The following is a 23,311-nucleotide window of genomic DNA, read 5'->3' as shown; positions in this document are numbered from 1 at the left end:
AATATACATAATGAATATTAAAAATCCGCAAAGGAGACCCATATGTCTAAAGAAAAGAAGCCTATTTTTTCCGATTCATATTTAGATGCAGTAGCAAATGAAATTAATCAGTTATATGGTAAACGTGAACAGGAAATAAATTTGACAGATAGAACGAAAAGAAATAAATAATTTGTCATACAAAAAAATAAAAAAGATAGCAATACACTTATATATTGCTATCTTTTTTATTTTTTCATACATCTAATTCTATTACAGATTTGTTAAAGGTCATCTCTTCATACACCTTTAAATTTTGATATATAGATTCTAATAATGGTGCCGCTATAGAAAATTTCTCTGCTACATCCAGTAAATATCCTTGCAAGTGCTTCCCTTCAATAAACGAACCCTTTTCCATATCACGTTGCATTGATGACTTCATATCATACGAAATTTTATCAATCGTTTTCATATGTTCCTGGGCAATATTAGCCTTTACTGGAGCTCCTAATACTCTCATGATTTGTACAGATTCCTCAAACACATTACGGATAAAATCACGGCCGCCTTCACTTTCACGGATTGGTCCAATTGGTGCACGCATTAACGTTGTCACACCTGACATTACAGTAATAAATAAATATTTATGCCACATATCTTGCGTAATATTTTCACTTAAAACAAAACTAGATTTCGTACCTGAAAATGCTTTAGAAATATGCTTTACTCTCTCTGAATTTTGAGACTTAATTTCTCCAAACACAAGTCTGTTGGCAGCGCTAGTTTGTACAATTTCTCCTTGATTGTTTAACGTCGTCTCGATAAAGCATAAACCGCCAATTACTTTTTCTTCGCCGAATTCTTTTTGTAATAGCGATAAATGAGCGATACCATTTAACAATGGAATGATTACAGTATTTTCGCCAACAAACGGCTTCAAATCTTGAATTGCCTCGTTTAAGTGATACGCTTTTGTTGAAAATAAAATGACATCAAATGGAGAAGTTCGCTCTTCTTTCGTTATTAATTTCGGTCGGAAGGAAAAATCCCCGTTAACACTTCGGATTACAAGTCCTCTTTCCTCTAATTGTTTTTTCCGTTTACTACGAACAAGAAACGTGACATCTTCTCCCTTCTCGACTAATCTGCCACCAAAAAATCCTCCGACTCCACCAGCGCCTAATACTAAAATCCGCATACAGCATCCCCCTTTTCAAAATACAATTTTATAACTTTTAGTATACATAACATTATACATGTTCCCTGCTAAATAAGCTGAATTTTCACTCTCAATTGAGTATAAAAGAGTGGTTATTTTCAAATAAATTTGGGCATGTTGTTTCTATAGCATATATGGAAAGGACACAATGTAGATGGAGGCAATACAATCAATTGAGGAAAAAGGTGTAGCAACAGCTATATTCCAATTTATATTCCCGTTTTCGTTTAAAGCTGGATATGAACAAAATATGTTCCCTTTCTTACAAAAAAACGATTTTCGTCCTTTTCGGCTCGATCATCTCGATGATGAAAATACATATTATGGGGAGTTTAAAGTTTCACATCAAAATATGGAAGCATACTATCTTTCATTTACAAATAAAATTCTCTTTCCTCATTCAGAGCATCAAAAGGGCTTGCAACGTTATTCAAAGGACCTTAACTTAACTGGACATTTAACAACAAACCTTATTTCAATTCCATTCAAGATACACTCTATTGATGTAACACTTTGTCCTTATGAACTTGGCTTCTTAACAATTCGAACAGAAGTAAACACTGCTCCAAACATGACTTTATCTGAAGCAATCGAATTCGCTGCTCGCTTCCGTGTACTTGAAACTAAAAATGATACAAATGAGACTATTTGTATTGAATGTAACGGAAAGAAGTATTCCCAAGTTGAAAAATTCATTTTTGGTTATTTATTTCATGGTGTAACTGATTTCTTTGAAAAGAAGAGATTAAGAAGTTCATACTTTCAAACCTTCCCTTTCTTTGAAGACCAAAGAATGTACGTTCAAACTTTATTGTCACTAAAAGAAGGTATGGAACTTAATGAAGTAGATGTTTATCGTACTTCTAGTCTTTCCGGATTAACAAGTGATGGTAAGCCCTATGTGAGTGCAAATAACCTTCCTTACATTCATGACTATTTAAAAAAACACGCTTACCAGAGATGGGCTCCAAATCGTTATTTCATAATGGAAGAACATATTTTTACATGTGTAACAAATGATGGAGAACGCGAAATCTCTAAACTTGCTAGTCAAATGTTCGGAGAATTTTATTACGCTTTATTATTAAACCTATTTCATAAAATTGTTTTATTAAAAATGGCAAACGCCTATGCTGAGCTAAACATTGAACAAGATACTAATGAAATAGAGAAATTAATTTATTCGATCAATTCGTTCACTGCTAATTATTTTTCTTTAGAATTAGTATCCCAATCACAAAGTGAAGATATTTTCTTTCGCTTAAGAAAACTTTTTAATATTGAGGTTCTATACTCGAATGCGAAACAAAATCTTGATAGTTTGTTTAAATATCAAGAAAATGTCGCCTCTAAAAAAGATAGCCTTTTATTATTAATTTTAACGCTCTACTCTGTAGTGGGCCAAATGTTAGGGTTTACTATGATCGACCTTTTAAGAAACACCGATTCAAACAAAATATCGTCACCTCTTGAATTTTTCGCTCTATTAATTGCGATTAGCGGCATTGTCATTTCACTTATTTTAGGAGCCCAAAGTTTATACCAATGGGGTCTACAGCATAAACAAAGAAAAGCTTGGGTAAAACAAACGGTACTGTCTGCTGTAAAAGAAAAAGAGGATAAAAACTAAAGAAGGTTATTTTCAAATTCTTGGTGTGCTACAGTAAGTGAAATTTTTATCAGCGATTTTTAAGATATATCAGCGATTTTTTAAATATATCGACTTACCGACAAAAAACGACAAATGACAGGACTGGATAATAAAAAAAGGGTACTCCAAAATAAAACTTGGAGTACCTTTTTATTATACGAATTCAGCTTACTTCCCTGCTTCGATTTTCTCTAATGCAGCAGCTACTTGTTCTTCAGTTAATTCATGTTGTATTACATAGCGGTTACGTGGACTTACACGACATTCATGAGAACATGCACGTAAATATTTCGCTTCGTTTTCTTCAGAACATAAAATTTTCTTATTACATTCTGGATTTGAACAGTTTACATAGCGCTCACATGGTTCACCTGTAAAGTGATCTTTACCAACGATAACATGTTCTTTTTGGTTTACTGGAACAGCGATACGTTCATCAAACACGTAACATTGCCCATCCCAAAGCTCACCTTGTACTTCTGGATCTTTTCCGTACGTTACAATTCCGCCGTGAAGCTGACTTACATCTTCATAACCTTCACGAACTAACCAACCAGAGAATTTCTCACAACGAATTCCACCTGTACAGTATGTTAAAATCTTTTTACCTTCAAGTGTTTCTTTGTTTTCTCTAATCCAATCTGGTAATTCACGGAATGATTCGATATCAGGTTTAATCGCGCCTTTGAAGTGTCCTAAATCAAACTCATAATCATTTCGTGCATCAATGATAACTGTATCTTCTTGTTTCATTGCCTCATAAAAATCTTTTGGCTCTAAATACTTCCCAGTTATTTCGTGTGGGTTAATGTCATCTTCTAGACGAAGTGTAACTAATTCTGGACGAGGACGTACGTGCATTTTCTTGAATGCATGCCCTTCTTCTTCATCTATTTTAAATACGATACCATCAAAACGTGGATCATTATTCATTGCTTCCATGTATTTCTCTGTTTGCTCTACAGTTCCAGAACAAGTTCCGTTAATACCTTCTTTTGCTACAAGAATTCTTCCTTTTAATTCAAGTGAATTACAAAATGCTAAATGCTCTGCAGCAAATTCTTCTGGGTTTTCAATTGTTGTGTACATGTAATATAGTAATACTCTGTATGGTTTTGTAGTTGCCAATGTATTTCTACCACCTATCTAATTTTTAAAATCATGTATAAGTTAACGTTCATATCAAAACATATATAATAAGAAAATGAATCCCATTTTCTTTTCTTTATACTATTTTCTATCAGTTAACAAAAATAAAAAACAAGATTACACATCATAACACTATGGTTATGTTGTAATCCCAATATATTATATATCATACAATTGCAATTCCATCAATTAATATGCTGTATTATCAGCTTTATGTTCACATAAATTTCAAAAACAGCCCTTTAATTCACTATGTTTCCCCATGTCATCACACCATAAACTCCCAATTCATTTTACATTATCACACCATCCATTGCATAAAGGCATATAATTTGCATTAAGGAAACTTTCGTGTTCAAATGAAATTATCACATAACATATTTAAATGTATTGAAATAATGAGTAAGAATAAATACAATAATTTCATCAAGTTAACATTTTAAAGGGGAAAACTACTATGAATAAAGATATAACAAAAGATAAACATCTCCCTTCTGAAAGTACAACTGTACAATCAGCTCACTTAGCTTTAAGTGGAGAAACAAAAGGCTGGAAAAGACTGTTACCATTTTTAGGACCCGCTTTTATCGCGTCCGTTGCTTATATTGATCCTGGCAACTTTGCTACAAATATCGCAGCTGGTTCACAATATGGATATTTACTATTATGGGTTATACTCGCTTCTAACTTAATGGCTGTATTAATCCAAACTTTATCGGCTAAATTAGGAATTGCTACAGGAAACAATTTACCCGAAATAGCTCGTGAAAACTTTCCAAAGCCTGTGTCTATCGGCTTATGGATACAAGGTGAACTAGTTATTATGGCTACAGATTTAGCGGAATTTATTGGAGCTGCTTTGGGGCTTTACTTACTATTTGGAATCCCGATGCTACCTGCCGCTTTAATTACAGCAGCCGGATCATTTATTATCCTTGAATTTCAACGTAGAGGATTTCGTCCACTAGAAGCTATTATTACAGGAATGATTTTCATTGTAGTAATTGCTTTTGGGATTCAAGTTTTTTATGCAAAACCAGAATTAAGTCCCCTTCTTTCAGGACTATTTATTCCAAAATTCCAAGGTGTAGACAGTATATTACTTGCAGCAGGGATTTTAGGTGCGACAGTTATGCCGCATGCAATATACTTGCATTCTGCATTAACACAACGCCGTGTGGTCGGAACAACTGACGAACAAAAGAAAAAGATTTTTCGTTTCGAATTTATCGATATTATTATTGCAATGGTTATCGCTGGAGCAATTAATGCGAGTATGTTAATTGTTGCAGCTGCACTATTTTTTAAAAATGGTATGCACGTTGAAGATTTAGATGTTGCTTACACTCAATTTACCAACTTAGTAGGTCCTATATCAGCTGCTTTGTTTGGAATTGGTCTGTTATCAGCCGGTTTATCAAGCTCTTCTGTCGGTACAATGTCAGGCGATATTATTATGCAAGGATTCATTCGCATGCATATTCCGTTATATTTACGCCGATTTATTACAATGATTCCACCACTAGTTATTATCGCTTTAGGTGTAAATCCAACTTACGCTCTAGTTATGAGTCAAGTTGTCTTATCATTCGGTATTGCATTTGCACTTGTACCACTTATTATGTTTACAAGTAATAAAAAGATTATGGGTGCACTCGTTAACCACCGTATAACAACATTTATCGCATGGATAATTGCTGCTCTCGTTATCGTTTTAAATATCTTCTTACTGTATCAAACATTTGTAGGGTAATGAAAAAAGGGTATTCCAATTTTTATTTGGAATACCCTTTTTCAATTCATTATTTGTATTAATCCTATAAACTCTTTTTAAGATAAATTATATAATCTATTTCCAGACAATAATTCCCTTACGCCTTGAATAATCTTTATTTTCAGATTAAATTATATAATAACAAATACATTCTATTTTCATGTGAAAAGGAGCGAAAATATGTTTCCTTTATTAAAAACTGAAAGACTTATTTTAAGAGAACTTACCGAAGAAGATGCACCGCGTATACTACAATGCTTTTCTAATACTAATGTACTGCGCTATTATGGCCAAAAACCGTTACAAGATGTTGATCAAGTGAAACAAATCATTCATAACTTTAAGTTGAGTTACAATGCAAGAAACAGTATAAAATGGGGAATCGAATTAAAAGACAAGAAAGAACTCATCGGTACCATTGGTTTTCACGATTGGTCTTCTGAGCATAAACGAGCCAATATAAGTTATGCCTTTTTGCCTGAACACTGGGGAAAAGGATATGCGACTGAAGCTGTTTCTGAGGTTATATCATACGGTTTCCATACGATTCATTTAAAGCGGATCGGGGCAATTGTATTTCTTGAAAATGAAGCTTCCAATAAAGTACTATTAAAATTAGGCTTTGAAAAAGAAGGTGTTCTAAAAAATTATATGTATCAAGATGATATCCCATATGATACGAATTTTTACGCTTTATTAAAATCGATTTAATAGAATTCATGTGTAAAAAACTTGTTTTAGTACACTAGATATAGGTAGTGAATTTTTAATGAAGGATGCTAAGTACTATACATTATAAAACATTAAAAAAGGGCTATGAGTAAACTTTTACTCATGCCCCTTTTTATGTTCTTTTTCTGTTTTCGCAATGCTTTTGGAATATGTACGCAAAAGGCTCACTTTCCATTTAATCCCCCGTCATCGCATATGCTCTAGAACGAAATTCCCCACAAACATACCGAAACTCAAAAATACCACACTTCCCCTTATCCTTATCTGGATTACGAAGGTTTTGAAACACAGGGGAGTTTCGATAAATTTCAGCTAGCGATGTTGTTCTAATGTTCCCGGTTTTAATTACCAATACCTTATTTGGATATGTTTCTCAGTATAAAATTAAGAAATTAGGAATTTTTCATTACTCTAAAAACACGCTCTTTAACTGAAGATTATTAAATTAAGTTTTTTAAAATTATATTTTTAAAGGTTTTCAACATCATTGCCTCTTTTCTAAAACCATAAAGAAAGTACTATCTGGTAGCGCAACCGCATTCCCAGACTCATCTGTAAACTCGATTTTCTCGCTAAGATGGTTTGTATATCCATCCTGCAAATAGTTCATAGCTTGAACGATGTTTACTTTATCTCCAAAGATACTCTTTACAAAATCCTTATAATCGTTTGGCGTAAAGATTCCAAACTGCTCCTGCACTTCATGAACGAAGGAGTCCTCGCCCCAAGTATATGTATATAAGAACTCCATTGCATCGTTAACAGGCATTTTGACTGTATTTTCTGCAATTACTTCATACTGGATTGTACGCCCCTTAAATTCATGGGCATACTGCTCTAAGAACTTCATTCCATCTGCATCTTTAAAACGAATCAACCGCATTAACTTTTTATCTTCGGTCATGATGCCATCACGAATGATAATACGACCTCCTCGCTTTAACACCTTATAGGCACTCTGCAGCCCCTTTTTAATAACTTCATGATTGAATTTCTTACCTTCATACTCGATATAAGAGAACAGCTCATGAAGGATAGAAGAATATACAATCGTATCAACCGATTCTTGTTCAAACGAGCTGCTTAAGTTGATTGCATCTCCTTTAATGACGTCCCAAGAACGCCCTTCGTTCTGCTTCTTCTTTTTCAACGTATCAATCACGTTTTCAGAAATATCGATACCGTAGATTCGTTTATTCTCGGTCTCTTCTTCAATCATGTCTAGCATGACACCACCACCAGCTCCGACATCTACAATCGTATCTCCCTTTATATAATCAAGAATAATTCGTTTATCATCAGCCGAGCTATTCATATGCTCCAAATACACTTCTTCGTTATGGAATCTATCATATGCATCCTTTCGTAACCCGAAGAAATCAAACAGCAGCACATTTGCCCGAGCATGCATCATATCTATCTTTTCTGCCTCTACACAGAAGGTAATTAACGCCTCACCTACAGCAGAAAACTGAAACGACACATACGCAGTCTTCATATCTTCATCGACTTTAACCTTAAAAGAAACATGCGTTGTATTCGGTTTCTCGTTCTCACGGTACTCCCGTAGATACTTCTCAATAACCCGCTTACGATACACGTTGTCCTTTTTTTCGCCTTTAAAATCATAATGCAGCTGTTGCATCAATTTCTCGAAATGTATATGCTGAACTTTTCTAGTGCCTATCTCATTCTTTAACATAACAAAAACTGTCCAAATATCCTCAAAGCTAAGAGCATGCATAGACGGTTCTACATACCATAAATCCTTATCAAATAAGAATGTTTGAACGTCACTCTTCTCGCTCCCCATAATTATATCTTTTTCAAATGCTGACTCCTTATGTTTTGGCGTGAGTCTATGTATGCGAGAAGTAAATGGTTCCATATAACCATCAAACAAACCATCAATTGTAATCTTCACATCGTTCTTCACTTCACTCCACAAAGCTTTTGATACGCCCTCAATAATGCATTGGTTAAGATAGTATAGAATCTCCTTTAACCTAACGTCTCCGTATTCTTCTTTATATGTGTTAATTAAATCAATATGGGAGTCCAAACGAGCCTCTCCGCGGATATACTGCCCGATTAATCCATGTGTTCTAATTAAATCTCGAATAAACAAATATTCAATAGCGTTTAAGTTTGTCTCTACACGTTCAATAAACTGAATGTCACTAAAGATATCAGCAGAACCCTCATTATGTACCAATAGATTAATCCCTTTTTTCTTCCATTGCTCCCGCTGTTTTAAAGATCCTACCTTTGCAAGTTCACTATACGTTAGTACCTTTTCAATAATATGATACGCTTCTTCAGCTAAAGGCAATCCATCTAGCACTTGCAGCGTACGGTGTACATAGTACAACACTGCATCTGTTTTTAATGCACCAAGTGCTTGTACATTCTCATAGTTTTGATGTATCTCCTCTGCCTCAATTAGATGTTTTAACCACGTAGGGATTGCAACAGAAATCCCTTCAATGTATGTATTTAGAACTTCAATGCTTTTCAACTTATTTCCCTCCATATATAATCAATATCTGTAGTAAAGTCTGGGACACCTTCTCCAAAAAGAGCATCACCTTATGTCCCTCCCCCTAAATACTACTACTTGCTTTTTACCATCTACATCTCTTTCGAATAAAAATGCATCAAACCCAGTCTTTTTATCATGTAAAAGAGAGATATCAATTTCGTTACTAACATGCCAAGGTTGTAACATATTCTTTTGTTCATCTCTTATTTTAACTTCATTTGTTTTAACAGAATCAACTGAAAATGGAAAAGGCAAGCGGGTGCACTCCACTTGCCATTTTTTCATAGCTTAGTATGTATTTGAATTTCTTTTGCTTTCTCTTTTTCACCCTTCACGCGTACAATTAAATCATATGATCCGGATTTTGGAGCTTCAAAAGAAAGCAAACCTTCTTTTTGAGAAGTGATTTCTTCTTCATAAATAACCTTATCATCTTTTGTAACTTGTAATAAAATTGTACCTTCTTCAACAGCTGCTTCATAAGGGATTTCCACATTTCCTTTTTCAGCTTTAAGCGTTTGTACATCGTAATACCCTTGCAGAGAACCAATTTTCAAAGTCGTTTCGCCATTTTTTTGAACCTTTGTAACTTGTGTTGCTGTATTGCACGCACTTAACAATACAACAAGAGTGAGAATCATAAATAAACGTAATGATTTCATAGAAATTCCCCTTTTTTTATGTATATGAGAATTAAAATCCATTCTTTAACTATTTCAAAAACACCAACACCTAAAAAGAATCACTGCTTTTCTTCAATTTCTTTTTTAAATAATTTTTGAAACTCTAATTCTGTTTCATTAATAAAACCAAGATGTAACACACTAGAAATATCTTCATGATTCAAGAAGAAATTGTACTCTGAAGAAATATTACCATGAGGGAAATAACAACATACATAATCCCATGTTGTTTTTGTTTCAGAATCCATTTGTCTTCTTCCATAAACCATTAATGGATGTTCCCAATCTTTAAACATTACAACAGAACCTATTGGAAGTAATTCTAACTCTAAATTTTGTCCCATCTTATTTCCCACCTCTTAAAATAGCTTTTTTTACAATAAAATACATAATAGAGAATAGTAAACAAGCTCCAATTGTACCGAAAGTTGCAATTGAAATTTTCCCTGCTAATGATTCATTTGGATCTAATGCATTAGGTAAAACTGTCCCAAAAATTGCAATGCAAGCTAATATAACCATAAAATATTTTAAAATTTTCACTTTCTTATTCATACTAATTTTCCCCTTTATTCTTTAATAGCAAATTCTCCACCAAATCCCCATAAACCTACACCAGGACCAAATGGTACATGGAATTTCACTCCACTTTTTCCAGCTTCTAAAGATCCCCCGACTGTCCCAAGTGACGCCGATCCTCCAATTTGTAATTTTTTATCAGAAAATGGAAGTGGGATTTTTATAGCACTCTCATATTTTACCAGAGTAGCTTCAGCTCCTATATGTAAATTCCCATTTTCTACATGAGCACCTAACTCTGCAGTAGCAAGTGCTACTTTAGCTTCAGCTCCCACATTAGATCCTTTAATATTCTCTAGTTCTATTCCAGCTTGAGCTACCGTAAAACCAGCCATTGGTCCAAAAGTTTGTTCCCTCTTGTTTTTATCTTTCACATCAAATTTATCATAAGTACGAGAACTTACAAATGGCTCAGCTTCAACTGTAAGCCCCTTAATAAATAGACCACCAGTTCCCTTTTCATCTACAAGTGATTTTTCATATTTTTCACCATTAATTACATAACCAATTCCTTTTACAACTACTCCAGCTCCCGCTTCAACTGCTGACTTTGAATTCATCAAAAGTGAATCATTTTTAGAGTTTTTAGACGAGTATTCCATATCAGCTTTTTCAAATTTCTCTGCTATACGAAGTAATTCATCTTCTATTTGCTTTATAATATTAAGAAAAGATTCATGTGCTTTATTCATTCTAGGTAGATCATTATAAAAACTTAAACTGGAAGCACCAACCCATCTCATTTGAAGCTTTAATAATTCCCCTTGAATTTTAAAATGACGATCTGATTCTATATTACTAGCATATTTAAAATTCTTTGCAATTCTTCTCAATTCTTCCGGTCTAACTTGTATATTCCCCATGGATATCCCCCTATCCCAATAACGCATTCAAAAAATTTCATCACACAAATTTTTAATCCTAATCATTAAAAACCCTACTTTTTCTTACTTTAATTGTTTCTAAAATGTAGAAAAGAATCCCTAAACCAAATATCTTTTCAGCATTAGAAATATTATTACCTAATTTAATAATAGGTACATTTAATCCGAATCTTTCGCTCCATTCCAAAGGCATATATCCTCTTTTACAGTTTATTAATATCCGGTTATCCATTGTCCGAAAAGAAGTTTCGAAAAAATCAAATTCAACTTCTACTTCACAAATTTTCATCTCTTTTTCATTCATTAAAGAACCACGTACCATTCCAAATCCTTGTATCATATTTTCTTTAAACATCCCTACACAATTATAATTTGAGTCATAAATAGCCCAATCATAGTTTTCAACTTCACTATGAAAATATGCAAGAATTTCCCCATCCTTTGCTTCCAATCCAACAACTTGCTTGTTTTTTAAAAAAGGTAATTTTGAAGAAATTATATCAGTTGGAACTATAGTTGTTCCTACTATATAGGCGCCATCGGGAGTATATAAACCGTAATGTTTATTATTTTGAGGTAATTCTAGTAAAACATAAGTATCAATATCCCAAAACTTCAAATCATTTTTAGCTATATTCTCTTTTAATAAATTCCCTTTTCTTAATTGCCAAAATCCAATTCCCCCAAAAACAAACGAAGCTATAACCATAAATATTATTTCTCCCCAATTAACATCACTCCAACTATTATACAGACAATATAATCCAAAGAGAAAAATCCCTGTCCCAATTAAACACTTAAACCGTCCCCTTTTTTTATAATACTCAAATAATTCCACACAAACACCTCTATCAAATCATCTTAATACCCCAAATTACCTTTTAAGTATACCAAGGACAAAATATATAATCTAATATTTTTTTTATATAATTAAAAACAAACATAGTTACAGAAAAAGAATGTTTGTATGCTGATCTGTACTACATTTCCTTATTCCTTGTATGCTATATTTCTATTCTTCTTTTTACTTAAACAAACTGCTCAATCTTATTTGTTGCAACTTCTTATGAATGTGTACCTACAATTTTGCATTTATCTTCTTTATATGCAGGGAACACCACCAAAGGATTTCCCTGCCCCCTGTAAAAAAAACCTTACTTTTAAAAAGTAAGGTTTTTTGTATTTATTCATTAGCAATATAAGCATTCTTATAAGTATAAATACCACCAAATTGATGCTTTTCAATTCCTTTTACATAATCCTTTTGTACATACGCTGAGCCAATATGATAAAGCGGCGCCACCGCAGCATCTTCTAATAATACCTGCTCAGCTTCTCGCAACGCTTCCCATCGTTTTTCCGTATCTAGTACAAAATCCGTTTTCGCTTTCTTTATTAATTCATCGTAACGAACATTAGAATAATTCATTTTATTATTCGGATTCCCTGTCGTAAATAACTCTAAATAACTAATTGGGTCTTTATAGTCAGGTCCCCAATTTGCCATAGTTATATCGTAATCACCTATTTGTTCTAACTGTAATTTTTGCTTAAATGGCTGTTGTTTAATTTGTATCGTTAACCCTTGCAAATTCTTCTCTAAATCACCTTTTATATATTCTGCCATACGTATTGCGTTATCTTGTTCGAACGTTAAGAACTCTAGGTTTACTTGTTCTACCCCAAGCTCTTTTTTCGCTTCTTCCCAAAGTTTTTTCGCATTTTGCAAATCATATGAGGAAATATCTCCATTTTCTTTTCTAAAATCTTTACCAGTCACTTCATTTACATGACCAACTGGTACAAGTCCACTTGCAGGTTTTGCTCCGTTATTAATAAAGTGAGCAACGAAATCATCTTTATTTAACGCTAATGAAATAGATTGACGCACCTTTTTATTTGCTAACGCGTTATTTTTTTCATTAAAACGAAGCATAGCAATTCCAGGATCACTCGACATATGTAATTCCTTATTCCCTTTATACTTGTCTACAACTTGCGAATTAATAGGTACTCGATCTAAATCTCCGGCTTCATATAAATTTACAGCTGTCATTGTATCCTTTACGATATGAAAGTTTATTTCGTCTAATTTCACTTTCTTTCGATCCCAATATGTAGCATTCTTCTTTAATTGAAACTCTTGTTCATGCTTCCATTTTTCTAATACAAATGGACCGTTATATATGAGATTACTAGGTTCCAATGCATAATTGTTTCCTTGTTCTTTCAAAAATGATTCATGCTGTGGTAAGTATATAGGTAGTGCTAACAACTGTAAAAAATACGGAATTGACTGTTCGAGTTCAACTTCTAACGTATAATTATTTATCGCTTTAACCCCAAGTGCATCAAGAGGCATTGTTCCCTTATTGATCTCTTTCGCATTTTTTACATAAAAGAGCATGGACGCATATTGAGAGGCTGTTTCAGGGTTAATTGCACGTTTCCAAGCAAATATAAAATCATTTGCTGTTACATTATCCCCATTTGACCATTTTGCATCTTTACGCAAGTCAAATGTATATTTCTTACCATCTTCACTTCTTTTAAACGATTTTGCTATGGCTGGAGTAGGCTGATCTTGATCGTTTAATACATATAACCCTTCAAATATATTCTGCATAATGTGTGCTGATGTACCATCTGTTGTTTTCACAGTGTCCAGAGAAGGAATTTCTTCTGATACTGTTACATTTAACACTTGTTTTTTAACCTCTATGTCACTTTTATCCGCTTTATTATTACAAGCTGTTAATAATAAAGATGTAACAAGTGCCATTACCATTAAATGGCTCTTTTTTCGCTTCATGAGTTGTTCTCCTTAAATATAAAATATTATAAAGCGTAATATATTATAGCAGAAATACTAACAGAAAGATGCGACATTCTTTTGAATATTTATTCGTTCAAGAAAAAAACTATCCTTTTAAAAGGATATGGATTACCTTGGAATCTTTTCGATTTTTAACGAAAAAAACATATAAACTAATAGGAGCTTAACTTTTCCTCAATAAAATCGAATTTAATTGTCGCTTCAATACATACTTTCTATTTTATAGCATCTAAATACCACAATACCAAATTAACATTTACGGATATTTTACGAAACTTTCGGAAATTAAGACGAATATTCTGGACTTATCGTTCCGGAATATTTATACTAAGTTACATGAATGGAGGTGTTATAAATTGGGTAGAAGTATTAGTTTTAACAAAGAACACGCTTTAAATAAAGCTATGCATTTATTCTGGGAAAAAGGTTATGATGCTACATATATATCAGATCTTATTGAAACGATGGGTATAAGTCGATCTACTCTCTACGATAGCTTTGGAGATAAGGATGCACTATTTAAACTAGTTTTGGAACATTATAAAAATTATGGCTCTCAAAAGAGAAATTTACTTTTTAGTGGTATAAACACAAAAGCATCACTTAAATCCTTTTTTTATCAACATATTGAAAAATGTTATTCAGGTGAAATTCCAAAAGGTTGTATGATAACTAATTCTTCACTGCTTATTGGACAAATTGACCCTGCCATAGAAGAAATACTCATAAATGATTTTAATGAACTTGAAAAAGTATTTAAGCAAGTTATCGAAGAAGGAAAAAAGAAAGGAGAAATTTCACAAGAGGTTGATACTGAATTAGTTGCATATTCTTTATTAAGTTTAAATCATAGTTTGAATGTAATGTCTAAATATAAAAAAGAGAAAAATTCAGCCTATCATCTAGTAGATAAGACTATTGCAGACCTATAGTCTTTCTTTTTTAATGATTTCGGAATGAACGTTCCAAAAAGAAAGGAATGATAAAATTGACTAAAAAGACAAATTTTCTAATATTTATTTTAGCAATTAGTTGTGGTTCACTTGCTGCAAATATTTATTATGCACAACCAATTGTACAATTCATTGCAAAAGATCTGAACATTTCTTCTGATTTATCTGGATTGCTCACTACTTTGACACAAATTGGGTATGGATTGGGGTTATTTTTTATCGTACCGATAGCTGATTTATTGAAAAGTAAGAAAATAATAGGAATTCTTATCGGGTTAACTATTTTTTCATTAATTGGTACGCTAATTTCGACAAACGGAATTATTTTTTTACTATTAACAACTATAATTGGCATTGGGGCCTGTGCAGCTCAAATGTTAGTTCCACTAACAATGAGAATCGTGCCAATTGAAGAGGCAGGTAAATATGTGGGTAAAGTGATGAGTGGTTTATTGATTGGGATTATGATTGCTCGCCCATTATCTATCGGAATAACAGAGTGGTTTAGCTGGAGAATGGTATTTCTTTTTTCATTAATAACCCTAGTTACCGTATTACTGTTAATTCTAAAATTTTTACCCAACTATGAAGTTATCTCAACTAGTAACATGACATATCCAAATTTAATAACTTCTATGGTAAAGCTACTAATAAATACTTCTCCTTTACAACAAAGAGCTTTTTATCACGCATGTTTATTTGCTGCATTTAGCCTTTATTGGACAGCTATTCCAATTTTATTAAGATCAGAGCCATTACATTTTTCAAATAATGAAATTGCATTATTTGGCTTTGTTGCAATTGCTGGAGCTTTATTAACTCCTACTATTGGTAAAATAGCAGATAAAGGTTATATTTTTACAATGACTAATGTATCATTGGCACTCGTACTATTATCGATCGTACTATTATTCTTTGTTCAAGATCATTCACTATTTAGCATAATTTTAATTCTTATCTCAGGTATCTGCATTGATATTGGTGTAGCAGGAAATTTATTATTAGGTCAAAAAATTATCTTTGGTTTGAATCCCGAGATAAGAAACAGACTTAATGGATTATATATGACTATTTTCTTTTTGGGAGGAGCCTTTGGTTCATGGATTGGAAGTTATACTTACTATAAATTTAATAGTGAAGTAACTTTACTCATTGGAGCTGCTTTACCTTTAATCGCCTTAATAGTTCATTTAATACACAATAATACAATAAGTTTATTAAAAACCAAAAATAAATACATGTCCTAACTATCAATGTACTCTAAAACTAGCGTCAACATCTAATTTTTTGGGTAGTGTTAGCATTATCACTTCTGTTGCAAAGTTTTAAAAAATATAGTGAGGTTTACAAATTAGAAATAGGCTGTGGAGAAGATTCTCTCCACAGCCTAAAAAAGTTATCTTTGTAAACCTCGTTTATAACGACTTGCTTCAAATATAATACGCTCTTCATCTAACGTTTTACATTCACCATTCCAAACGACACGTTTTCCGTTAATAATTACATCGCTTATATCTTTACCACTCGCAGCATATACAAGGTGTGATAACACTTCATCTGCTGGTTGTAGATGCGGCTTGTTAGACGGGTCAATCGTAATAAAATCAGCACACTTACCAGCTTCTAGTGACCCTGTTTGTTTCATCCCGATTACTTCCGCAGCTCCTTTTGTCGCAAGAGAAAGAGCTGTTTCAACTGGTAATGCTGTTGCATCTTGGTGAATACCTTTTTGTAATAAAGTCGCTATGCGCATTTCTTCAAACATGTCTAAATTATTGTTAGATGCAACACTATCTGTTGCAATTCCTACTTTTATTCCTGCTTCTAGCATCGCTTTTACATTCGCTATACCAGAACCTAGTTTTAAATTACTATTCGGATTATGAGCTACTCGAACATCATGTTCTGCTAAAAATGCACGCTCATCATCATTTAATACTACACCGTGTGCAATAACTGTTGGGCGTTTAAACAATCCGCAGCTCGCTGCATATTCTACTGGACGTTTTCCGTACTGTGCTTCAATATCACGTACTTCACGCTCTGTTTCAGAAAGGTGGATATGAACCATTGTTTGATTCTCTACTGCAATACGAGCACACTCTTCTAACAATTCTGTACTACATGTATATGGACTATGTGGTGCAACCATCGTAGTTAACATGCCACTTTCTTTATAATAACGCTTCACATATTTCTCAGCTTCTTCAATCGCTTTCTTTTCATCGTCTTTCGTTCCGAAGCTAAATAAAGTCCTTGAAACAGCAGCTCGCATCCCGCTCCTTGATACCGTTTCCATAATTGCGTCTTGATCTACTCCAATTGGATTAAACATGTCAGAGAATGATGTTGTACCACTTTTCACCATCTCAAGTAATCCTAATTCCGTACTAGCAACCGCAATTTGGGGAGTAAATTGACTTTCCAGTGGCCAAATTCTCGTCTCAAGCCATGGCTGTAATAACATATCATCTCCAATACCTCTTAGGAGACTCATTACAACGTGTGTATGTGTATTTACAAGCCCTGGTAAAACCCACTTTCCTTTCATGTCAATTACTTCATCTACTTCAAAATCATTTGCAAATTCTCCGCTCTTTACATCTATAATTTGATCATTTTCTACAATGATATATCCATTTTCTATCACTTCGTTTTGTTCATTCATCGTTACAATTGTAGCGTTTACATAAGTTGTTTTCAAAAGTATTTCCCCTTTCAACTCTATGAAGTTCCCTTTAATGAAGTTACCACCATTATAGTAACTTATTAAAGATTAAGAGTCAAAAGATAATTTTAATTCTTTCGTTATTTTTCCCTTCAAAATGCTATATTGTTTTTCATTTGTATCTGCAAATGCTTCTTCCCGATTTGACTTTTCATCCATATAATTCAATTTCCCATTGAATTGAGTCTCTGTAAAATCAAATCTCTGCCCATCTATAAAGTTATAAAAGTGCCATACCTCTCTTACTTTTGTCTTTTTAATTTCTCCTCCGTATATGTCTTGAACGACAAGAGCTGTAACACCACATTGTCCCTTTGCTGGGTTTTCAATTGTCCACTTTGAACTCGTTTCAATCGACCACGATTTTATTAGTGCTTCATATATTCTTTTTTTCTTTACATCATCCATTCTAATCTTCCCCTACTATTAATAGTTTTACACATCATATTTCAAAAGAGGCAGTACACGACCCTTAAAGACAGTTGATGGTGTCTCTCCTATTAACTGTGCTCCCATTTTCAAGTAATATCCTTTTGCATTCGGATCACTATCAATTGTAAAACTTTTTAATCCTAGTTCATTGGCTTTTTCTATTACATACTCCCAAAGTATTTTCCCGTAACCTTTTCCTTTGTAATGAGGATGAATGTACAAGAAATCGAGAGCTTTATCATTACGTAAAAATGAGAAAAAACCAATCTTCGCATTATCGTTTTCTAAAACATATACAAAATTATTTTTTATGTACTCCTCCGTAATTGTTAAATCTTCCTTACAAGCAAGTATGAATTCTTCACTATAATTCCACGTTGCTTTTGAATGTAGTGCGAGTTCACTTAATTCATTTGCTTCACTTAATAATGCTTCTCTTATCTTCATGATTCTTTTTCCTCACTTTCAATATGTACACTACTAAATTGATTCGGAAAGCACTTCAAAAAACCTTTAATTTCCATAAATTAGAAATTAATTTTATAAATCTTTATTATAATCAGTACGATTTTCAACAATTTTTTTAAAGAAAAAGAACGCCATCCCTAAAAGTTGGCGTTCTCTTTTTCTAAAATTTAATCTTCAAGCTCACTCATTCGTTTTACTATTTCGTACGATACAAACCTATACAGTTTCTACTACCGCTTCAAGCATTGTTCCATTTTTAGCATAGTTCGTATGCCAAGAAAAAGCTTTTTCTAAAATATGAGGAGTTTGTCCACCTCTTATTTTTGCTTCTTCGTAATAAGCTCGTAGCTGTTCACGATACATTGGATGTGCGCAATTCTCAATAATAAGTTCCACTCTTTCTCTTGGCGCAAGTCCCCTTAAGTCGGCATATCCCTGTTCAGTGACGATAACATCTACATCATGTTCAGTATGGTCTACATGCGAAACGAAAGGAACGATACTTGAAATGTTACCACCTTTCGCAATCGATTTAGTAACAAAGATAGCTAGGCGGGCATTTCTTGCAAAATCGCCAGACCCACCAATACCATTCATCATTTTTGTACCTAAAACGTGAGTAGAGTTAACATTTCCGTATATATCTAATTCTAATGCAGTATTAATTGAGATTAATCCAAGGCGACGAATAATTTCAGGATGATTGGAAATCTCTTGTGGACGCATCATTAATTTGTCACGATATTTTTCAAAGTTAGAAAATACTTGTTGCATTTTCTCTTCAGAAAGCGTGATAGAACAACAAGAAGCAAAATTGACTTTTCCAGCATCCATAAGATCAAAAACTGCATCTTGTAAAACCTCGGAATATACTTCTAAATCTTCAAATTCTGAATCTAATATTCCATGCAATACGGCGTTAGCCACTGAACCAATTCCTGATTGTAACGGCGCTAAACGATTTGTTAATCGGCCTACTTTGACTTCTTCTCGAAGGAATTCTATTAAATGCTGTGCCATAATAACAGTTTCTTCATCCGGAGGAACAATTGTCGATGGCGAATCCAATTGATTCGTAAACACAATTCCCTTTACTTTTTCAGGATCAATTGGAATACCGATTGTTCCAATTCGGTCATCTGTTTTCACAAGCGGAATTGGAAGCCTCTCCCCTTGTTTACCTGGTTCATATAGATCATGTAGCCCCTCTAATTGTGCGGATTGAGCCATATTCATTTCAATAATAATAGACTTAGCATTTAAGGAAAACGCTAAGGAATTTCCAATTGAAGTGGTTGGAATAATCATTCCGTCCTCTGTAATCGCAACCGCTTCCACAATGGCGAAATCTATATCCAGAACGTCAGCACGGAGTAACTCTGCTGTATGAGACAAGTGTTGATCCACAAATAAAAAGTCTCCGTTATTAATTCCTTTTCGCATAGTCGCGTCAGCTTGGAAAGGTAATCTTTTCCCTAAAATTCCTGCCTCAGCAAATAATTTGTCTACATCCGATCCTAAAGAAGCCCCAGTATAAACATTTACTTTAAAAGATTCATCATTCTTAACTCGGTTTACAAGCGCAAATGGGACTGCTTTTACATCACCTGCACGTGTAAACCCACTTAAGCCTAAAGTCATTCCACTTTGAATCCAGGAAGCTGCTTCTTCAGGTGTAACTACCCGATCTTTTAGACGTTGATCTCTGATTCTATCTAAATTGTTCTCCATATGTAATCCCTCTCTCATTGAATATTCATAATTATTTTACACATTAACACTATCAAAATAGGGATTTTAGTATACAATGCCGAAAATTCAGACAGAACAGCAAATCTAGGTTCTAAAGCAGAAAAATTTAGAATCCTAGAAGTTTACGGAAATAACTAGCGTATGATTGACTAACTGGTACTCTCTCACCATTATCCATTGAAAGTACAAAAGTAGAATGGGTATCAGGATAAATCGCTTTAATATGATTAACATTTACAATAAACGAACGGTGACATCTAATAAATGAATCTTTCGGAAGCAAGTATTCGAATTCTTGCAGAGAGTATTTATGTGTTCCTGATAACTCTTCTGAATTCACATACGTCTTTTTATCTTTAGCCTCTAAATACATAACCTTTGAAAAAGGAACCGGAATCCAGCCGTCTGTTGTTTTTAAAGTAACAACTGACTTTCCATCCGTTAAAGCTGGATAAATTGCCGTTACGCACCCTTCAAGCTTTCCATTGTTTGAAAATGGTACAGCCATTCCATGATAAGGAATACCAAAAACATCCCGATTAATAAACTCAGAGGTTTTTTGATTCATCACCATCGCTTTATGAGCAATCGTTCCTTCTTTTATAGGATCCCCGACACTAATCTTTAAATCAATTCGTTTACTTGGCCGATAGTAAATATATTCTTTCGTATTCGAAACAGCAATTGAAATTTCATCTGAAAATAATTCCCCAACAACATCTAGTAATAAACCTAACGTTCTATCTTCCATTCTATTAACACCTCATTCACTATTATACTACTATTATGAACAGGCATCTGTTGCTTTATAAAAAGTTTGATTTTAAGTTACTTTTAAAATTAGTTTTATTCACTATTACTTCGTTACTACAAAAAACCTCACTTCAGAAAAGTGAGGTTTCCTCTCATACAATATTTCTTTATTTTTTGAACGACTATAGAATAAGATTTATTTTTTATTAAGTAAAGTGAATTTAAGAATTTATTGCCCCTATTTCTGTATAATAAATAATCCCAAACTACAAACAGTTTGTGATTATCTTTCTCATTTATTATGCGCATCTAACCACGAAATTAAATCTTTAAATACTTCATCCTTATTTACTTCATGAAACATTTCATGTCTACCATTTTCATATAAACGTAGTGTCACGTCTTTCACACCACATTTTTTATAGTTTTCATATACTTCTTTTACACCTTTCCCCATATCGCCAACAGGATCACGATCACCAGAGAATATATGTATTGGAAGATTCTTTGGCGTCTTCTTGTATTCTTCTAGTTTATTTACTTCTAATACTCCAGAAAATAATTCTCGGTAAAAACTCGTCGTACAAATGAAACCACATAACGGATCCGCAATATATTTATCAACTTGATTATTATCTGAAGATAACCAATCAAATTTTGTACGATTTGGCTTAAAGTTCGAATTGAAGTTTCCGAAAGATAAAAAGTTTAACATTGGACTTTTCGTTTTTGCCCCGCGCAATTTCATTTCGATTGTTGCTACTTTATGACCAATAGCTCCTAAAAGCCCTGGATTTCCACCTGTTCCTGAAATTAGAAATCCATCATATTGTTCACCCCTAAGTTGTACAGCACGTCTTGATAAAAAAGAACCCATACTATGTCCAAGTAAAAACAAAGGACTTGACTGTTCTTCTTTTATCCTTTCTGAAACAAAGATAACATCCGATACAACTTGATTCCACCCTATATTTGGTTCAAAATGACCATAATCTTCTTCTTTTTTTACTGTTTTCCCATGTCCTTTATGATCATGCGCATAAACACCATAACCTGCTTCCAATAAAGCATCTACAAATTCTGTATACACCCCTGCATGCTCTGTCATGCCATGTGCAATCTGAATAATTCCTCTCGGATCTCCTTCTGGTAACCATTTACGCAAATAAATTTCCGATCCATCCAATGCCGTAACGAAACTTTCCTGTACATTCATTTCGTCAGCCCCCAAATTTATTATGTATACCTTTAAGAAAAATGAATATCCATTCACTTTTCTTATTTTATATTATATGTAATTGCTTTCATTATGACAAATGATGTATTTTTCAGACTTGCTTTCAAACTAATCTCTTGACGAACCAAAAATAAAATTATATAGTTACTTACATAAAGTAATTATATAATTTTTAGGAGGTTTCTACTATTATGATGCCATCACTATTTTTAGCACATGGTTCGCCTATGCTCGCTATTCAAGATACAGACTATACACGATTTTTAAAAACACTTGGAGAAACATATAAACCGAAAGCAATTGTTATTTTCACTGCTCACTGGGAAACTGAAGTATTAACGATTTCCTCATCAGATAACGAATATGAAACAATTTATGATTTTGGAGGTTTCCCCCCTGAGTTATACGAAATCAAATATCGTGCGAAAGGCTCTTCTAGCATTGCATCTATGTTAGAAACAAAATTTAGAAACAAAGGTATTCCAGTCCATCATAATATGACCAGAGGTTTAGATCATGGTTCATGGACACTCCTGCACCGCATGTATCCAGAAGCAAATATTCCTGTCGTGCAAATATCAGTAAATCCATTCCTTTCTGCAAAAGAACAATTTGAAATTGGAGAAGCACTTAAAGGACTCGGACAAGAAGATATTTTAGTAATCGGTAGTGGCGTTACCGTTCATAATTTACGAGCACTGAAATGGAATCAAACTACACCTGAAAAATGGGCAATTGAATTTGATGATTGGATTATTAAACATATGCAGAATAACGATAAAGATGCATTGTTTAATTGGGAGAATAATGCTCCTCATGCACAATTAGCCGTACCAAGAGCAGAGCATTTTGTTCCTTTGTTTATTGCAATGGGAAGTGGCGAGAATAGCGGTGAAGTCATTCACCGTAGTTATGAGCTTGGTACATTAAGTTATCTCTGTCTTCGATTTTAAAGAA

At 33.5% G+C, this 23,311-nt stretch carries 23 protein-coding genes and 1 pseudogene; 7 read left to right on the top strand and 17 right to left on the bottom strand.

Going from position 1 to position 23,311, the window contains the following annotated elements:
- The first annotated feature begins 42 nt into the window (after positions 1 to 42).
- Complete coding sequence (locus tag ATL10_RS31715; protein WP_000031873.1) at positions 43 to 171, top strand: hypothetical protein; 129 nt, start codon at positions 43 to 45, stop codon at positions 169 to 171.
- A gap of 64 nt (positions 172 to 235) precedes the next feature.
- Here ATL10_RS31715 and panE read toward each other — a convergent pair whose 3' ends face one another.
- Positions 236 to 1,180, bottom strand: coding sequence for a 2-dehydropantoate 2-reductase (panE, locus tag ATL10_RS03510; protein ID WP_001221913.1), 945 nt, complete (start codon positions 1,178 to 1,180; stop codon positions 236 to 238).
- Between the two features lie 175 nt (positions 1,181 to 1,355).
- On the opposite strand from panE, the gene ATL10_RS03505 reads away from it, so the two are divergent.
- Positions 1,356 to 2,831 (top strand): hypothetical protein, encoded by a 1,476-nt coding sequence (locus ATL10_RS03505; protein WP_000387439.1) that lies wholly within the window; start codon positions 1,356 to 1,358, stop codon positions 2,829 to 2,831.
- Between the two features lie 189 nt (positions 2,832 to 3,020).
- On the opposite strand, the gene trhO is transcribed toward ATL10_RS03505, so the two are convergent.
- Positions 3,021 to 3,980 carry an oxygen-dependent tRNA uridine(34) hydroxylase TrhO gene (gene trhO, locus ATL10_RS03500; protein WP_000246224.1) on the bottom strand — a complete coding sequence of 320 codons (960 nt, stop codon included), beginning with the start codon at positions 3,978 to 3,980 and terminating at the stop codon, positions 3,021 to 3,023.
- A gap of 478 nt (positions 3,981 to 4,458) precedes the next feature.
- Here trhO and ATL10_RS03495 point away from each other — a divergent pair, with 478 nt between their 5' ends.
- Entirely contained in the window at positions 4,459 to 5,754 is a 1,296-nt protein-coding gene (locus tag ATL10_RS03495) for an Nramp family divalent metal transporter (protein WP_001030687.1), read from the top strand.
- Positions 5,755 to 5,955: 201 nt separating this feature from the next.
- Positions 5,956 to 6,486 carry a GNAT family N-acetyltransferase gene (locus ATL10_RS03490; protein WP_098235565.1) on the top strand — a complete coding sequence of 177 codons (531 nt, stop codon included), beginning with the start codon at positions 5,956 to 5,958 and terminating at the stop codon, positions 6,484 to 6,486.
- A 92-nt stretch (positions 6,487 to 6,578) separates the two neighbouring features.
- Here ATL10_RS03490 and ATL10_RS03485 read toward each other — a convergent pair.
- The 9 genes and pseudogenes from ATL10_RS03485 to ATL10_RS03445 form a co-directional block, all read right to left on the bottom strand.
- Positions 6,579 to 6,874, bottom strand: a pseudogene (locus ATL10_RS03485) (hypothetical protein); the annotation flags it as partial.
- 117 nt (positions 6,875 to 6,991) lie between these two features.
- Positions 6,992 to 9,025 (bottom strand): class I SAM-dependent methyltransferase, encoded by a 2,034-nt coding sequence (locus ATL10_RS03480; RefSeq protein WP_139213207.1) that lies wholly within the window; start codon positions 9,023 to 9,025, stop codon positions 6,992 to 6,994.
- 66 nt (positions 9,026 to 9,091) lie between these two features.
- Positions 9,092 to 9,334, bottom strand: a complete 243-nt coding sequence (locus ATL10_RS30900; protein WP_141505434.1) for a hypothetical protein — start codon at positions 9,332 to 9,334, stop codon at positions 9,092 to 9,094.
- The gene (locus tag ATL10_RS03470) at positions 9,331 to 9,711 is read right to left on the bottom strand and encodes a BA_1872 family lipoprotein (RefSeq protein ID WP_000838921.1); all 381 of its coding nucleotides are present in this window, start codon (positions 9,709 to 9,711) and stop codon (positions 9,331 to 9,333) included. Before ATL10_RS03470 ends, ATL10_RS30900 begins: the two co-directional genes overlap by 4 nt.
- Before the next feature lie 80 nt (positions 9,712 to 9,791).
- Positions 9,792 to 10,076 carry a DUF4176 domain-containing protein gene (locus ATL10_RS03465; RefSeq protein WP_000531359.1) on the bottom strand — a complete coding sequence of 95 codons (285 nt, stop codon included), beginning with the start codon at positions 10,074 to 10,076 and terminating at the stop codon, positions 9,792 to 9,794.
- 1 nt (position 10,077) lies between these two features.
- A complete protein-coding gene (locus ATL10_RS03460; RefSeq protein ID WP_001036914.1) occupies positions 10,078 to 10,287 on the bottom strand; it encodes a hypothetical protein in 210 nt (69 codons plus the stop codon).
- A 14-nt stretch (positions 10,288 to 10,301) separates the two neighbouring features.
- On the bottom strand, positions 10,302 to 11,174 hold the full coding sequence (locus ATL10_RS03455) for a WXG100 family type VII secretion target (protein WP_023521673.1): 873 nt from the start codon (positions 11,172 to 11,174) through the stop codon (positions 10,302 to 10,304).
- 58 nt (positions 11,175 to 11,232) lie between these two features.
- Positions 11,233 to 12,033 carry an ABC transporter ATP-binding protein gene (locus ATL10_RS03450; RefSeq protein WP_139213205.1) on the bottom strand — a complete coding sequence of 267 codons (801 nt, stop codon included), beginning with the start codon at positions 12,031 to 12,033 and terminating at the stop codon, positions 11,233 to 11,235.
- Between the two features lie 345 nt (positions 12,034 to 12,378).
- A complete protein-coding gene (locus ATL10_RS03445) occupies positions 12,379 to 14,007 on the bottom strand; it encodes a peptide ABC transporter substrate-binding protein (protein ID WP_065228631.1) in 1,629 nt (542 codons plus the stop codon).
- A gap of 380 nt (positions 14,008 to 14,387) precedes the next feature.
- Here ATL10_RS03445 and ATL10_RS03440 point away from each other — a divergent pair, with 380 nt between their 5' ends.
- Positions 14,388 to 14,963 (top strand): TetR/AcrR family transcriptional regulator, encoded by a 576-nt coding sequence (locus ATL10_RS03440; protein WP_000533752.1) that lies wholly within the window; start codon positions 14,388 to 14,390, stop codon positions 14,961 to 14,963.
- A 47-nt stretch (positions 14,964 to 15,010) separates the two neighbouring features.
- Positions 15,011 to 16,231: an MFS transporter gene (locus ATL10_RS03435; protein ID WP_098508709.1), complete on the top strand. Its 1,221-nt coding sequence runs from the start codon at positions 15,011 to 15,013 to the stop codon at positions 16,229 to 16,231.
- A gap of 149 nt (positions 16,232 to 16,380) precedes the next feature.
- On the opposite strand, the gene ATL10_RS03430 is transcribed toward ATL10_RS03435, so the two are convergent.
- The 6 genes from ATL10_RS03430 to ATL10_RS03405 all read right to left on the bottom strand — a co-directional run bounded on the left by ATL10_RS03430 (position 16,381) and on the right by ATL10_RS03405 (position 22,333).
- Positions 16,381 to 17,706: a bifunctional S-methyl-5'-thioadenosine deaminase/S-adenosylhomocysteine deaminase gene (locus tag ATL10_RS03430; RefSeq protein ID WP_002153101.1), complete on the bottom strand. Its 1,326-nt coding sequence runs from the start codon at positions 17,704 to 17,706 to the stop codon at positions 16,381 to 16,383.
- Positions 17,707 to 17,760: 54 nt separating this feature from the next.
- Positions 17,761 to 18,120: a YunG family protein gene (locus ATL10_RS03425; RefSeq protein ID WP_110496425.1), complete on the bottom strand. Its 360-nt coding sequence runs from the start codon at positions 18,118 to 18,120 to the stop codon at positions 17,761 to 17,763.
- Between the two features lie 27 nt (positions 18,121 to 18,147).
- Positions 18,148 to 18,591 carry a GNAT family N-acetyltransferase gene (locus ATL10_RS03420; protein WP_000701896.1) on the bottom strand — a complete coding sequence of 148 codons (444 nt, stop codon included), beginning with the start codon at positions 18,589 to 18,591 and terminating at the stop codon, positions 18,148 to 18,150.
- 237 nt (positions 18,592 to 18,828) lie between these two features.
- Positions 18,829 to 20,343, bottom strand: a complete 1,515-nt coding sequence (locus ATL10_RS03415) for an acetyl-CoA hydrolase/transferase family protein (RefSeq protein WP_071714441.1) — start codon at positions 20,341 to 20,343, stop codon at positions 18,829 to 18,831.
- Positions 20,344 to 20,470: 127 nt separating this feature from the next.
- Positions 20,471 to 21,115: a LytTR family DNA-binding domain-containing protein gene (locus ATL10_RS03410; RefSeq protein WP_000390209.1), complete on the bottom strand. Its 645-nt coding sequence runs from the start codon at positions 21,113 to 21,115 to the stop codon at positions 20,471 to 20,473.
- Between the two features lie 294 nt (positions 21,116 to 21,409).
- Positions 21,410 to 22,333: an alpha/beta hydrolase gene (locus tag ATL10_RS03405; protein ID WP_110496423.1), complete on the bottom strand. Its 924-nt coding sequence runs from the start codon at positions 22,331 to 22,333 to the stop codon at positions 21,410 to 21,412.
- A gap of 212 nt (positions 22,334 to 22,545) precedes the next feature.
- Between ATL10_RS03405 and ATL10_RS03400 the strand changes: the two genes are divergently transcribed.
- Complete coding sequence (locus ATL10_RS03400) at positions 22,546 to 23,307, top strand: DODA-type extradiol aromatic ring-opening family dioxygenase (protein WP_016513025.1); 762 nt, start codon at positions 22,546 to 22,548, stop codon at positions 23,305 to 23,307.
- Positions 23,308 to 23,311: the final 4 nt, after the last annotated feature.

It is taken from the genome of Bacillus sp. 196mf (genome assembly GCF_003217275.1).
Lineage (GTDB): Bacteria > Bacillota > Bacilli > Bacillales > Bacillaceae_G > Bacillus_A > Bacillus_A thuringiensis_S.
This window is presented reverse-complemented; position numbering and strand designations above follow the sequence as displayed.

Excerpts from the sequence above, each read along its gene's own strand:
- ATL10_RS03405 (WP_110496423.1), bottom strand. The coding sequence starts at position 22,333 with ATGAATGTACAGGAAAGTTTCGTTACGGCATTGGATGGATCGGAAATT.
- ATL10_RS03460 (WP_001036914.1), bottom strand. The coding sequence starts at position 10,287 with ATGAATAAGAAAGTGAAAATTTTAAAATATTTTATGGTTATATTAGCT.
- ATL10_RS03465 (WP_000531359.1), bottom strand. The coding sequence starts at position 10,076 with ATGGGACAAAATTTAGAGTTAGAATTACTTCCAATAGGTTCTGTTGTA.
- panE (WP_001221913.1), bottom strand. The coding sequence starts at position 1,180 with ATGCGGATTTTAGTATTAGGCGCTGGTGGAGTCGGAGGATTTTTTGGT.
- ATL10_RS03455 (WP_023521673.1), bottom strand. The coding sequence starts at position 11,174 with ATGGGGAATATACAAGTTAGACCGGAAGAATTGAGAAGAATTGCAAAG.
- ATL10_RS03445 (WP_065228631.1), bottom strand. The coding sequence starts at position 14,007 with ATGAAGCGAAAAAAGAGCCATTTAATGGTAATGGCACTTGTTACATCT.
- ATL10_RS31715 (WP_000031873.1), top strand. The coding sequence starts at position 43 with ATGTCTAAAGAAAAGAAGCCTATTTTTTCCGATTCATATTTAGATGCA.
- ATL10_RS03410 (WP_000390209.1), bottom strand. The coding sequence starts at position 21,115 with ATGGAAGATAGAACGTTAGGTTTATTACTAGATGTTGTTGGGGAATTA.
- ATL10_RS03470 (WP_000838921.1), bottom strand. The coding sequence starts at position 9,711 with ATGAAATCATTACGTTTATTTATGATTCTCACTCTTGTTGTATTGTTA.
- ATL10_RS03435 (WP_098508709.1), top strand. The coding sequence starts at position 15,011 with ATGATAAAATTGACTAAAAAGACAAATTTTCTAATATTTATTTTAGCA.
- ATL10_RS03505 (WP_000387439.1), top strand. The coding sequence starts at position 1,356 with ATGGAGGCAATACAATCAATTGAGGAAAAAGGTGTAGCAACAGCTATA.
- ATL10_RS03400 (WP_016513025.1), top strand. The coding sequence starts at position 22,546 with ATGATGCCATCACTATTTTTAGCACATGGTTCGCCTATGCTCGCTATT.
- ATL10_RS30900 (WP_141505434.1), bottom strand. The coding sequence starts at position 9,334 with ATGAAAAAATGGCAAGTGGAGTGCACCCGCTTGCCTTTTCCATTTTCA.
- ATL10_RS03425 (WP_110496425.1), bottom strand. The coding sequence starts at position 18,120 with ATGGATGATGTAAAGAAAAAAAGAATATATGAAGCACTAATAAAATCG.
- ATL10_RS03420 (WP_000701896.1), bottom strand. The coding sequence starts at position 18,591 with ATGAAGATAAGAGAAGCATTATTAAGTGAAGCAAATGAATTAAGTGAA.
- ATL10_RS03490 (WP_098235565.1), top strand. The coding sequence starts at position 5,956 with ATGTTTCCTTTATTAAAAACTGAAAGACTTATTTTAAGAGAACTTACC.
- ATL10_RS03495 (WP_001030687.1), top strand. The coding sequence starts at position 4,459 with ATGAATAAAGATATAACAAAAGATAAACATCTCCCTTCTGAAAGTACA.
- ATL10_RS03415 (WP_071714441.1), bottom strand. The coding sequence starts at position 20,343 with ATGGAGAACAATTTAGATAGAATCAGAGATCAACGTCTAAAAGATCGG.